Source organism: Vibrio albus, assembly GCF_003144035.1.
Lineage (GTDB): Bacteria > Pseudomonadota > Gammaproteobacteria > Enterobacterales > Vibrionaceae > Vibrio > Vibrio albus.
Genome location: NZ_QFWT01000011.1, coordinates 23,385 through 36,975, shown reverse-complemented (window position 1 = coordinate 36,975; position 13,591 = coordinate 23,385). Strand labels below are relative to the sequence as shown.

Annotated in this window: 10 protein-coding genes; 5 read left to right on the top strand and 5 right to left on the bottom strand. The window is 46.4% G+C overall.

What is annotated here, in order from left to right:
* Positions 1–13: 13 nt before the first annotated feature.
* The 3 genes from DI392_RS17060 to DI392_RS17050 all read right to left on the bottom strand — a co-directional run bounded on the left by DI392_RS17060 (position 14) and on the right by DI392_RS17050 (position 5,837).
* A complete protein-coding gene (locus DI392_RS17060; RefSeq protein WP_109320913.1) occupies positions 14–3,370 on the bottom strand; it encodes an ATP-binding protein in 3,357 nt (1,118 codons plus the stop codon).
* A gap of 264 nt (positions 3,371–3,634) precedes the next feature.
* Positions 3,635–4,657 carry a 16S rRNA (guanine(1207)-N(2))-methyltransferase RsmC gene (gene rsmC / locus DI392_RS17055; RefSeq protein ID WP_109320912.1) on the bottom strand — a complete coding sequence of 341 codons (1,023 nt, stop codon included), beginning with the start codon at positions 4,655–4,657 and terminating at the stop codon, positions 3,635–3,637.
* Between the two features lie 94 nt (positions 4,658–4,751).
* Positions 4,752–5,837: an AI-2E family transporter gene (locus DI392_RS17050; RefSeq protein ID WP_109320911.1), complete on the bottom strand. Its 1,086-nt coding sequence runs from the start codon at positions 5,835–5,837 to the stop codon at positions 4,752–4,754.
* A gap of 633 nt (positions 5,838–6,470) precedes the next feature.
* Between DI392_RS17050 and rppH the strand changes: the two genes are divergently transcribed.
* The 5 genes from rppH (at position 6,471) to DI392_RS17025 (ending at position 11,806) form a co-directional block, all read left to right on the top strand.
* A complete protein-coding gene (gene rppH / locus DI392_RS17045; RefSeq protein WP_109320910.1) occupies positions 6,471–6,989 on the top strand; it encodes an RNA pyrophosphohydrolase in 519 nt (172 codons plus the stop codon).
* Between the two features lie 2 nt (positions 6,990–6,991).
* The gene (ptsP, locus tag DI392_RS17040) at positions 6,992–9,244 is read left to right on the top strand and encodes a phosphoenolpyruvate--protein phosphotransferase (protein ID WP_109320909.1); all 2,253 of its coding nucleotides are present in this window, start codon (positions 6,992–6,994) and stop codon (positions 9,242–9,244) included.
* An 8-nt stretch (positions 9,245–9,252) separates the two neighbouring features.
* Entirely contained in the window at positions 9,253–10,047 is a 795-nt protein-coding gene (locus DI392_RS17035) for a sulfite exporter TauE/SafE family protein (RefSeq protein ID WP_109320908.1), read from the top strand.
* Positions 10,048–10,077: 30 nt separating this feature from the next.
* The gene (gene lgt / locus DI392_RS17030) at positions 10,078–10,887 is read left to right on the top strand and encodes a prolipoprotein diacylglyceryl transferase (RefSeq protein WP_109320907.1); all 810 of its coding nucleotides are present in this window, start codon (positions 10,078–10,080) and stop codon (positions 10,885–10,887) included.
* A 241-nt stretch (positions 10,888–11,128) separates the two neighbouring features.
* Entirely contained in the window at positions 11,129–11,806 is a 678-nt protein-coding gene (locus tag DI392_RS17025) for a fructose-6-phosphate aldolase (protein WP_109320906.1), read from the top strand.
* A 37-nt stretch (positions 11,807–11,843) separates the two neighbouring features.
* Here the strand turns inward: DI392_RS17025 and DI392_RS17020 are convergent, their stop codons facing one another.
* On the bottom strand, positions 11,844–12,692 hold the full coding sequence (locus DI392_RS17020) for a helix-turn-helix domain-containing protein (RefSeq protein WP_109320905.1): 849 nt from the start codon (positions 12,690–12,692) through the stop codon (positions 11,844–11,846).
* Positions 12,661–13,512, bottom strand: a complete 852-nt coding sequence (locus tag DI392_RS17015) for a thymidylate synthase (RefSeq protein WP_109320904.1) — start codon at positions 13,510–13,512, stop codon at positions 12,661–12,663. The genes DI392_RS17020 and DI392_RS17015 overlap by 32 nt, the downstream gene beginning before the upstream one ends.
* Positions 13,513–13,591 lie beyond the last annotated feature (79 nt).

The window sequence follows — 13,591 nt, the reverse complement described above, 5'->3', positions numbered from 1 at the left end:
CATAAACCACAGGTTATTTTTCTTGCTGTTGTAACCTGTGTAGCTTATTTCTTAGCTGTTCCAGCTTGTGTCGTGATCCTGACTCTTTCTCACAGTGTTGAAGGATATAATCCGCTGATTTAATAACGGTTCTCCAGCGTGGTGTTTTCGGTAAGGTTTCAAGTTGCAGATACTTATCCAGAGTTCTGGTTTGTAGCGTACAGCGATCGAGATAAACACGCCATAATCCACTTTTTTCTGCAAATTCAAACTTACTCTGCCCAGTCGCTTCTTTCCAGTATTCGAGAGCGGTGATCATTATTTCGACCTGAACGCTTCTGATTATCTCCTGTTTATCCGCAACATTATTGTTCAGTTTTCCGGTAATGTGAGGGTATTCGTCTCCTATGGATTTTAGATGATTCAGCTTACTTATATCTCCGTCAAAGGCATAACAGGACAATGCTTCCACCGCAGTTTCCAGTTTGGATATTTTTTCGGTTTCAGAAGTTTCATTGGTATTAAAAATATACATGGCGCTTAAGCCTGAGTGTTCAGGTAACTGAAAGATGTCAGCAGAGACCCGTTGATATTGATCACCCACAAAAATATCGATACCACCACAAAAATGTTCCTCTGCAGGACGCAGATATTTGGACACCACTATTTCGTCTATTCCGGAGCGTTTGAGTTGCTCTTCTGTTCGGTTAAATAGCCGTATAGCGGCTTCATTCGCGTAACGAATACGCAGATCTTTCTGGACACATATAATGGCGTCTGACGTGAAATCCAGTTGTTGTAATAAGTGTTTCTGAGTTTTGAGCAGGTTGGTTTCGACTTCTTTTTTCTGGTTCAGTTCTGCCTGTAAAAGGCGGTTTTCCTGTCGTTGCTTTTCTGTCCTGCTGGCAGTCAGATGGACGTCTATTCTTGCAACAAGCTCTTGCCTGTTAAATGGTTTGGTCAGGTAATCGTTGGCTCCGGATTCAAAGCCGATGATTCTGTCTTTGGTCTGAGACTGTGTACTTAGCATAATGACAGGCAGCTCATACCGGTCATACTGGGTGCGCAGTGATTCACAGACTTCGTATCCGCAGATTCCCGGCATCATTAGATCCAGTAGTAACAAGTCCGGTTTTTCTTCTTCAATGAGCTTAAGCGTATCATGGCCGTTGCTGGCTATACGCGTACGGTAGCCTTCTAGCCGTAGAAAGCTGTTCAGAATTTGTATATTTACGGCTTCATCGTCGGTAATCATGATCAGTGGACCGTCGCTGTTCTCAGGCAGGTCGGTCTCGGTATACACAACAGGCAGGTCGGTTTCTGGAAGCTGGAAGTGAGTATCGTAGGACGGTGGTGATGCCTGCTTCTCTTTTTCTGTTGCCAGAGGAAGGTAGAAACTGAATGTTGTACCTACCAGTGGCTGGCTGCTGACATAGAGGATTCCCCCCATTAACTCAATCAGTTGTCGGCTGATTGACAGCCCAAGTCCGGCACCCTGCCGGTATCTGATGCTATCTGTGGTGTTCTGTGTCAGTGGTTCGAAAATCTGCTCAAGATACTCCGGAGGAATACCTTGCCCGGTATCAACAACCTGGATCCGGACTTTTTCATCCAGAACGGTCGCGGAGATAACAATTTTTCCTTCATCGGTGTACTTGATGGCGTTTCCTATCAGGTTATACAGTACTTGTTCAAGGCGTTGTGGATCAGCGGATACCAAAGGGAGGTTGTCTGGGATTTGATTGATGATCCGGATCCCCTTTTTACTTATCAGATGACATGAAAGCTCAAGAACTAAACTGGTCGCAGAGGCGAGATCTACTGCAGAAAGATGTATTTCCAGATTACCGTAGCGCATTTTATGATAGTCGAGAAGGTCATCAACCAGCGCTGCCAACCGTTCTCCACTGTTAATAATAATGTCTAACTGATAGCGTTGATTTGGTGGGACAACACCATTGTCTCCGGAGGCAAGGGCCTCGGCTATGCCTATCATTCCATGCAGAGGTGTTCTTAGCTCGTGTGACGTGGTCGCAAGGAAATCATCCTTCAGTTTATCTGCCAAATGTAGTTCATCATTTTGTTTCCTGATAAGAGTAATATTTTTTTCCAGCTCCTGATTTTGTGCCCTAATCGTTGTGATTTTTTCCCGGATGGAGCGTTGCATGCGTTCAAAACTCACTGCAAGGCGGCCGATTTCGTCTTTTCTGTCAGTGTTGATGATCGTGGTATCCAGATCCCCGGCAGAGACTTTCTCCGCTGCCCATGTCAGCTTCAGCAAAGGGTAGGTAATAAAATTGGACAAAAAATGGGACGCAACAATAACCAGAACAACGGCAATAGCCAGGGCCACCACAAAGATTTTTTTGAGCTGATAGATTCTGGCATAGGCCTGGTCTTTTTCTATTTCGGTCACCAGAGCCCAGTTGTGGTTATGGACGCGGAGCCTGCTATAGGCTGCGATGATATTGTTGTTTTGTTTGTTGATATAGCTTCCGACATTGCTATCACCTGATAATGCTTTTTGTACAACCGTTTGGCTGGTAGTGATCTGTTCCGGAGAGACTCCGAGCGATCTCGGGCGCATATCATTACCGACAAGCAGTGTCTTAATTTCCGTCTTATCTCGGATGTCAGTAACGATCCGGCTTACTCCGGCAATTGGCAGCCGTAGAAGCGCATAACTGTGCAGATAGCCATGCTGTATAATGGGTGAACCAAACCAGGCGTAACTTTTGCCACTGTTTTCTGATGAATCACTGGTGGCGAAATCAGACATAACAATAGGAATGAACTCTTCTATATCACTATGCTCAGAGGACAGGACCTGTTTCAGTTGCTGGAATGTTTTGCCCAGATTCGTGTTCCGGTATTTGTCGGTCAGCAGGTTGTGACCAAAGTTATCATGTTTCGCAGTGGAGTAGGCAACATTGCCTTCTCGGTCAACCAGAAGAATATCGTCAAAATCTGACCGTTTCAGTAACTCGATATAGGCTCGGTGATAACGTTTATGCAGCAGGCGATAACGTTCACTACCAGCATAGTTTTCCGATTCTTTTAAGACAGAGGTTTTGATTTGATTTCCTGAGCCAGCAATATAGCGTTGTTGTGCGTTATTTCGGGCCTGTTCAATATCAACGCCAAGGTTGCGGAACGCATTGATCAGGCCATAGAATTTTCCCCCGCTGGCATAGGCCAGCTCAGAGCGGACAAAACCAAGTACGTAGGATTCTTGAGCATTAAAATAATCGAGCAACTGCTGGCGCTTGGTGTCGCGTACTGACTGCAGATAAGAGTGACTTTGTTCCTGTAAATCCTGACTGTGAGAGTGAAGGAAAAACAGGCTAATGCTGGTCAGCGGGATCAGGCTCAGCAACAGAAACGCCCCCATGAGTGTGCTCTGGAGGCGTCTGAAACTTTGTCTTTGCAACAGGTTTTTTCTGAAACCTATTTTGTGAAATGTTCTAAATAGCATTGGATACAGTAATGAATTCAGTAACGAGATTTACGAGGCTGAGAGCCTGTCTTGTAAGCTAAAGGTAACAACTTATTTTTTGTTGGCAAGAAAGTTTTATGTGAACCGTGGAGTATGGCGCATAAATAGACAATTTAAGAAGGGTAATATAGATTTCGCCCCGTTAAAGGGGCGGCATAGCTATTTTTTTGCGTGATAAATCGCAAATTTACTGGTCTTATTTAGAGTTGCGTAATTACCGAACGCTGTATTAATGATAGGAGGATACTTCAGGAAGCTGTTGGCCACGATAAATAATTCTCCGTGGGCAGAAAGGTGTTCCGGAGCCTGTTGTAATAAGGTCTCTGTGGCACTGTAGCTGGTATCGAGTCCGGAGTGAAAAGGGGGGTTACTGATCAGAAAGTCATAATCGTCAGCGGTGTCTGAGTACACATCAGAAGCGAAAACATGACCTTTCAGGCCATTTTCTTCCAGAGTCGCCCGGCTGGAGGCAATAGCGAATGCATTGATATCACACATTTCCAGCTCAATTTGCGGGTTTTTGATTGCCTGAATACAGCCTATGACCCCGGCACCACACCCGAAGTCCAGGACTTTACCGTGTAATTCTGGCAAGGAATCAATTAATAGTTGTGTGCCCAGATCGAACTCACCATGGCTGAATACGCCAGGTAAGCTTTTGATGTTCAGTGTTGTGCCGGAAATGGTGAGTGAGTAGCTCTTAAACCAGTCGTTCAGGTTGAATTCAGAAGCCGGTTCACTGCAGAGTCCCCAATAGAAAGAACAGCGGCGGGCTGAGTCGTATTTGCGGATGGTTCCGTAAGGCTTGAACATCTTTTCAATACTTTTTACCCCTGATCGGTTTTCTCCTACTACACAGATTTCAGTATCTGTTCCTAAACGGGATAACAGCATTTTCAGCAGATATTGGGCTTCTGCTTTTGCTTTTGGCCAGTACAGTAGGATCATGTCTGCTTTCACTTCGGCATTCAGCTCCACGTCAAAATAGCTGGTCACGGCAGAGTGACTCTGCATCTGGCGGTGATACCCGTAGTTGGTCGTAAATATCGAGACAGACTCACAGTGATTCGTCAGCTCCACCGGGAACCGATCTTCGGCTTCACCCGCGACAAGCACGTGCTTGCCTGCAAAGTAATTAAGCTGACGTTCGGCGATCTGACTTGGAGCGGTATAAACGGACATGAATTTTTCTCACAGGAAGTCTATTAACAGGGGATAAAAACGGGCGGATTTTCGCATAATCTGCCCGTTCCTCCAAATCATATCATCACGACGTCTAATTTCTGTCCTGTTGGTTAAGAAAGCTCTGGAACTCTTCTTCATAAATATTGAACAGAACAATGGTAATCGCAAAGATCAGCGGGCCATAAATTAACCCCATCAGACCAAAGGAGTGCAGCCCGCCCAGCAGAGAGAAGAAGATCAGCAGTGTGTTCATTCCAGCGCTGCCCTGCATCAGAAAAGGACGTAAGATGTTGTCGATAGAACCGACGACAGCAATACTCCAGACACTCAGAAAGATAGCCCATCCGGTGTCGCCGGTAATGAACAGATAAGCCGCTGCGGGCAGCCAGATAAGGGCTGTACCAACTACCGGGATAAAGGAGGCAAATCCCATCATGGTTCCCCAGAACAGAGCGGGAAAGCCGACTATAAACATCCCGATGCCGCCCGCGATACCCTGAGCAAGGGCGGTAAGGAAGGATCCCATGACGGCAGATTTGGACACTTTTTCAATCTCGTCCAGTAGTTTATCTTCCTGGCTTCGGGACAGAGGCAGGACATGGCGCAGTACCCGGATGATCTTATCGTTATCCCTAAGCAGAAAGAACAGGACGAACAGCATCAGGAAAAAATTCACCAGGAAGCTGGTGGCATCCCCCAGTACTTTTGCACTGATAGAGACAAGCTTACTGCCGAATGTGGTTGAGAGCTGGGCGATTTTCTGGGCTATCTCCTGAGGTTCTATCTTATCGAAAGGGGAGTATTCATTGATGATGGAAACCGTATCCAGGATCCAGGGCTGTTCAAAAAACTGGTTTATGCCTCCGTTCGTTACCCATTGGTAGACACTCTGGGAAGCTAAAGAACCTTGCTGCACAATGGCAGCAAAGACCGCCAGTAACGGAATGATGATGATAAACGTTAACAGAACACATGAGATAAAGGACACGGTGTTAGGACGCTGGGGCAGCTTTTTCTCTATCTGTTCATGGATAGGAAACATAAGCAGTGAGAAGATAAATGCCATTACAATGGAGTGTATGTACGGCTGAATGAGCTGATAGCAAGCATATCCGGCGGTCAGGAGTGCAATGATCAATACCCAGTGACTGGACTGTATTTGCAGTTTGTTTTTCACCCAGAGGTTCTCTTGTTTGTCATAAGGTTAGTGGCTTCTATAATGGACGGTTAGATTCTTATTTTCAATTTGTAGCTGATGATCTTTCTATTCTTAGAAGAAAAGCACACTCAGGTTATCCACAGGGAAAGGGGGACAATAACCATTTCTGATGGATTACTGGATCAATTAACAGGGTTTTTTTAAGAAAAATAACTTGAAAATTACTGGCTTTACTCAATGTCGGGTCTGTTTGTGTGGATAAAGATAGTGGTGGTGGATCTTTAACCGATCTCTGTAGAGGCGCTGATTTTCAATAATACTCAACTTTGTTTGAGTACTTTTGTTGTTTTATGTTGTTGTTATTTAATGATTTTTACTGTTCTTTTTGTGAGGGCGGCTTTTCCGTAACGATGATTAATTCACCACGGATGCCGTGAAGATCATAATTCTGCACACACTTATTCACAGAAAAGGTGAATAAATGTGGAGTATATCTCACTCTGGTGTTAATAAGTCAGCGGAAGCAGAAAGGTTATACAAAATATGGGCTCTAAGTAATAAAACTTAAGTAAAATCACCTGCTAAGTTTGCCCCTTCTGGGGATATGTGGAAAAATCAGGGTAATAGAGAATTATTTTTAGAGGTCAGCCAGTGATCGATGGCGATGGTTACCGCTTAAATGTGGGAATTGTAATTTGTAACAACCATGGTCAGGTATTCTGGGCTAAACGATACGGACAACATTCCTGGCAGTTTCCACAAGGGGGAATTGATGACGGAGAAACTCCTGAACAGGCAATGTTTCGTGAATTGTACGAAGAGGTTGGTCTTACAAAACAGGATGTGAAGATCATAGGAACCAGTCGGCATTGGCTAAGGTACCGCCTGCCAAAACGATTGGTTCGCTGGGACTCGAAGCCGGTTTGTATCGGGCAGAAACAGAAATGGTTTTTACTGCGCATGAATTGTGATGAATCACAAATCAATATGCAGCGTGGTAATACCCCTGAATTTGATGGGTGGCGATGGGTGAGTTATTGGTACCCGGTCAGGCAGGTTGTGTCTTTTAAACGAGACGTTTATCGTCGTGCAATGAAGGAGTTTGCATCGGTTGCAATGCCTTTTAAAGAACGCAGGGTAAAAGGTAAACGCAAAAAACGCAGAGGATAAAAATGCTTACCCAGTTAAGGGACATCGTTGAACATGTATCAAAGGTGGATGACGTCCATCAGGCCTTTGATATTCTTGTAAAAGAAACATGCCAGGCAATGCATACAGAGTGTTGTACTGTCTATCTGGCAAATGATGAGAAACAACGGTTAGAACTGATAGCCACGCAAGGGCTGAAGTTCAAGGGTAAGACGATTCATATCGGCTATCAGGAAGGTCTGGTTGGTCTGGTTCGCAGGAGTGCAGAACCACTCAACTTGGCTAAAGCCTCCAAACATCCCGATTTTAAATATTTTCCGGAACTTGGTGAAAATATTTACCACTCTTTTCTTGGAACCCCCATCATTCACCGTAAACAAGTGTTGGGTGTACTGGTTATTCAGCAGAAAAAGCCCAGGCAGTTCAGTGAAATGGAAGAGTCTTTTTTAGTGACTCTTGCGGCTCAGATTGCGGTGATTATTGCTCATGCTCAGACCCAGGGGCATTGGCTGATTTCAGATAAAAGTGTCGAAATTATTCAGGGGATCGCTGCGTCATCCGGCGTCGCTATCGGATCATTCTGGTGGGATAATACGCAGCCGGAATTATCTGAGGTCTATCCGGCCTCTTCTCTGGATATCGATCAGGAACATGAACGCCTGTTACTGGCGATAGAAAATGCTACCGTTGATTTTCGCCGTATGCGTAAAAAGTTAGACAGTGAAATCAACAAAGACGCTCTGGCAATTTTTGACCTGTTTACCCACTTGCTTAATGATCCCATGCTGCGTTCCGACCTAAAGGCGCAGATTAATAAAGGTGATCGTGCTGACTGGGCACTGAGGCAGGTGGTAGAAAGCTATTCTAATCGCTTTGCCAGAATGACGGATGTATACCTGCGTGAACGGGCTCAGGATATTCGTGAGCTGGGTCAGCGTCTGCTGTACTTCCTTTACAATACCGAAACCAGCAGCCGGCTGGAGCTTAAAGAGCCAGTCATTCTGGTTGTCCGGGAACTGACTGCATCTATTCTCGCCGGAGTTCCTAAAGATAAGTTGCTGGCGGTGGTTTCTCTGGAAGGGGCAGCCAATTCTCATGCGGCTATTTTATCCAGAGCGTTAGGCATCCCGGTTATTATGGGTGCCAGTTGTAACCCTAATGCCCTGCATCAGAAAATGGGGGTGGTGAATGGCTACAGCGGAAGGATTCTGGTTGACCCGGATCCCCAAATTCTGGCGGAGTATCGGTTGCTGCAGACGGAAGAATCTGAATTTTCCCAAATGGTGGAAGGTGAAATCTCCGAACAGGCCTGTACTAAAGATGGGTGTTGTCTTGAAATCTTACTGAATGCTGGTTTGAGCGCTGATTCTAATCTGATTATTAATCAGGGGGTTGATGGCGTCGGTTTGTATCGGACGGAATTTTCCTTTTTATTGCAGAATCGTTTCCCGTCTGAAGAAGAGCAAGTGCAGCAGTACCGTGCGATTCTGAACTCCTACCCTCAGCAGAAAGTGGTACTACGAACACTGGATATTGGTGGCGATAAGGCATTGCCTTATCTGCCCATTGAGGAAGATAACCCATTTCTGGGCTGGCGGGGAATTCGCTTTACTCTGGACCATCCGGATATTTTCCTTATCCAGGTCAGAGCCATGCTGAAAGCCAGTCTCGGGTTGAATAACCTTAGTATTCTTCTGCCGATGATATCCAGTTGTCAGGAGTTTGATGACGCCATGACGCTTGTTTGGCAGGCTTACAATGAGGTGAAAAAGGTCTCCCCGCAACTGACCAAGCCTCAAATAGGTGTTATGGTTGAAGTCCCCTCTATGCTCTACTTATTACCTATGTTGGCCAATGATGTCGACTTTATTTCTGTGGGTAGTAATGACCTGACTCAGTACTTACTGGCTGTTGACCGGAATAACTCCCGGGTTGCCGATGTGTATGAGTCCATGCACCCGGCCGTCATCATGGCACTTAAACAAATTCAGGAAACCTGTGAGCGTTATCAGTTGCCGGTGTGCGTCTGTGGTGAGCTGGCGGGGGATCCGGTCGGGGCCCTGTTGCTGACCGGGTTAGGCTACCGTTCATTGAGTATGAATGCGTCTAATGTGGCGCGTATCAAGTATCTGCTGCGTCAGTCTGACAGTTCGGAACTGAAGGAGCTGGCAGAAAAAGCACTCATGCAGTCATATGGACATAAAATTTCCAGCATAGTCTTTAGTTATCTGGAAGAAAAAGGGCTTGCCGGACTGGTACGGGCCGGCAACAAATAGAGGTTCTCTTGAATTATGAATTATTAGCTGTGCTCTTTATGATTGGGAGCATAGTCGGTGTTATGGCGGGTCTTCTGGGGATCGGTGGCGGTATTATTGTTGTGCCTTCTCTGTTGTGGCTGCTGCCCAAGGCCGGTATAGGGCATGACAATATTATGCATATTGCCTTAGCGACCTCTTTGTCTACCATCATTATTACCTCTGCATCCTCAGTACGTAGTCACCTGAAAAGCGGCAATGTTGATCTGTTTGTTGTGAAGTGGCTGATCCCCGGAGTGGTCTGTGGAGGGTTTCTGGGGGCTTATGTAGCGGAATTGGTTCCGGCAGAGATATTGCCTAAGATATTTAGCGTAATTTTACTGATACTGGCGTTGCAGATGTTTCTGTCCGTAAGAGCCACGAAGATGAGGGAGATGCCGGGAAAAGCCTGTACCACACTCTTTGGCTTACTTATTGGTACCATATCGACACTGGCAGGTATCGGGGGCGGGTCACTGACGGTTCCTTTTCTGAGCCGGTTTGGGGTTGAAATGCGTAAGGCGATAGGCTCTGCTTCTGCCTGTGGTTTTATGATTGCGGTATCAGGCATGATAGGGTTTATTCTGAATGGTGCCGGAACTGAAAACCTGCCAGATTACAGCATTGGTTATGTTTACCTTCCAGCTATGTTAGCGATTGTTTCTGCTTCAGTCTTTACCACTCGTGTTGGGGTGTCTCTGGCATCCCGGCTTCCAACTAAGATATTGAAAAAAGTGTTTGCCGTGTTTTTACTTTTCGTCGCTGGTAAGATGCTGTTTATCTGATAATTCATCACATTAAAGAAGAGAATGTTTATGGCTCAGGGGTTTATTGAGTTTCCACAAATTGATCCTGTACTGATTTCGTTCGGACCGGTATCCATTCGCTGGTACGGATTGATGTATCTGTTTGGGTTTATTTTCGCTATGTGGCTGGCGAACCGCCGGGCAGATAAAAAGGATAGCGGCTGGACGCGGGAGCAAGTATCCGATTTGCTGTTTGCAGGTTTTCTGGGTGTGGTAATCGGCGGGCGGGTCGGTTATGTCCTGTTTTACCATTTTGACCTGTTTATGGATAACCCTTTATATCTGTTAAAGGTCTGGACTGGTGGCATGTCTTTCCACGGCGGTCTGCTTGGGGTGATCACCGCAATGTTCTGGTATGGCAGGAAAAATAGCCGGACTTTCTTTAACGTGGCGGACTTTATTGCTCCTCTGGTTCCGTTTGGCCTGGGACTGGGCCGGTTAGGTAATTTCATGAATGATGAGCTCTGGGGACGGGTGACCGATGTGCCATGGGCGATTCTGTTTCCAAGTGGCGGCTACCTGCCCCGACACCCTTCTCAGCTATATGAATTCGCACTGGAAGGCGTATTGTTGTTTATTATCCTTAATATCTTTATCCGTAAGCCAAGGCCGGCAGGAGCCGTTTCGGGATTATTCCTGGCGGGGTATGGTGTGTTTCGCTTTATCGTTGAGTACTTCCGCGAACCGGATGCTCATCTGGGACTGTTTGGCGGGATTATCTCTATGGGGCAAATCCTTTCATCCCCGATGATTTTTGTCGGCGTATTGATGATGGTATGGGCTTATAGAGTGGATGCCCGTAAGAACATCGCCAAGTGAATGGATGCCGGTTGTTTGGTATGCACATGGGCCGCACTTTACAGTGCGGCTTTTTTTGAGGGTTTGGTTTACCTTTTATACCCAGTATACAAAAATCCAGTAAATAGAATATTTGTCCTCTGGCGGGCAATAGCATTTTCTCTCTATAGTATAGGCATCAACTTAATGGTGGCCTGATATGTCAGCCTTTTCCAGTGAAAATTGGGCTGAGAAAAATGGTCCTATGCTCAGGAGATTTATGATGATTTATATGCTAGATACGGCCAATTTAGAGGCGATCAAAAAAGCGGTGGATTTGTACCCATTAGAGGGGGTGACAACCAACCCTTCTATTGTGGCAAAAGAAAATAAGCCCCTGAAAGATATTTTGATGGGTATCCGGGAAGTTATTGGCTCTGAACGCATGCTGCACGCTCAGGTTATGGGAGAGACTGCAGACGTTATGGTCAGAGAAGCCGATGCGATGCGAGAAGTGGACCCTGAGCTCATCATAAAGGTTCCGGTGACGCCGCAGGGTATTAAGGCCATGAAGGCTTTAAAAGCGAAAGGCATTCGTGTTACGGCAACGGCGATTCTGACCCCCCAACAGGCCCTGATGGCGGCAAAAGCTGGTGCTGAGTTTCTGGCCCCCTATGTAAACCGTCTGGATAATATCTGTGGTGACGGAACGCTGGTCGCTGCTGAAATTGCTCATCTGATTAGTGTGTACGATCTCGATGCGAAGGTGCTGGCTGCTTCCTTTAAAAATGTTCAGCAGGTACATGAAGTGGCCAAAGCCGGTGCTCAGACGGTGACTATCGCCCCGGATGTGTTTGATCAATTGCTGAAGCATCCGTTAACGGATTCTGGTGTTGCCGGGTTTACTGCGGACTGGGAAGCGGTGTATGGGGCTGGTACAACGGTACTGGATGCTCTGTAGCTCTCAGGCATAGAGTGACGGTTCAGTATCATCACGCTCAGAGATGACTGCGATACTGGGTACGATATTCTGATGGTGAGCGAGCTGTCTGGTTACGAAATACACGGCAGAAATAGTTACTGTCATTGAAACCGCATCGGTGTGCGACCTCTTTTACCGTCATGTCATACTCTTTCAACAGATACTTGGCCCGTTCCAGGCGGATATGGGTCAGGTATTCATTAAATTTGAGCTTTCCCTCTTTCTGAAATAGCTGCGACAGATAGCCCGGAGAGACATAGAAATGCTGTGCGACAGCCTCGCGGGTTAAAGGCGTATGATAATGTTGCTCCAGATAGTCTCTTACCGCCTCAAACAGAGCTTTGCCCCGGGAAAGTGTATCTGGTGGGTTGAGGTATAAATCGAGGATATGGCTGAATAGTGAGGAGAACAGCAACCGTAAAGTACTTTGGTCTTTCTGATGCCAGTGCAGTTCTTCTATTGACTGTAAAATAAAAGTGCCGGTTCTTGGGCCTCTGCGGAGAATGTGGATATCCTGAAGGTCAGAAAATTGCTCCCCATCCCATAGTTTCATAGTCAGGCCGAAGCTCTGCTTACCAACCTGAACACTCAGTATGGTGACCGGCTTTTTCGGGAGGGCAATGCTCCAACAATTAGCCGGAGTATATAAAATATCTCCCTGATTTAAATGAAACCGGGTATGCTGTCCGGTGTCGCTACCCGTCTCTATGAGTAGCTTCCCGTCCACAACAATATCCAGACGCTGAAAATGCACCTGTACTGCCGTTTCTGGCGGGCTGGGCAGGTTATCAGAAAAGTAAACCTGCCCTATCAGGTGTGGGGCTGAAGCGTATTCAGACAGAAAACGGATATCGGATGGCTTCATGATGCTGATACTCTTCGACGTCAAAGTCGTCCAGAGTGACCCAGGTTTCCAGATCTTCCAGAGTTTTGATTTCCGGATTGATGATCAGCTTTGGTGCCGGGAATGGCTCACGTTTCAGCTGAACATCCCGCATCAGATCAAGCTGATCTTCGTAAATATGGGCATTCACGATTTTATGATAGGCCTGTCCGGGCTTTTTACCGGTGATTTGGGCCATAATTGCCAGGAAGAAGTAAACCTGGACCATATTAAAGTTCAGCCCCAGTGGTACGTCACAGCTTCTCTGTGTGCTGTTAAGGTACAGGGTGTCACCTAACAGGGAGAAGTGATGGCTGTACATACAAGGACGCAGGCAGCCCATATGGAAGGCTCCGGGATGGTAGAAAGTAAAAATCTCTCCCCGGTTATCAATCCCCTTGGACAGGTCATCCACGATCTGTCTCAGCAGGTCGACGCTACCGCCGTCTGGCTTAGGGAAGTTGCGTCCGACTTTACCATAGATAAATCCGCAGTCATCTGCGCCCTTACGGTGTGGGTTCGCCAGCCAGTCTGCATTGTCATTCGCATTCGCATCCCAGGTTTTGGTGCCGAGTTTTCTGAATTCGGCTGCATTATCGTATCCGCGGATATACCCGATAATCTCTGCAATGGCTGATTTCCAGAAGCTTTTTCTGGTTGTTACCAGCGGGAATTCACCGTTAGCGACGTCATAGGTCAGGTCCGCATTAATTACGGTAAGACAACGTTTTCCGGTTCTTTTGTTTTCGACCCAAACACCGTCATCAACGATCCGCTGGCATAAATCTAAGTACTGTTTCATAGTCTGAACTGAGAGTTAATATAATTGCGGGCAATCGTATCACCTTTACGGTTCAGTTTCATTTCTGTAGCACTTTCCA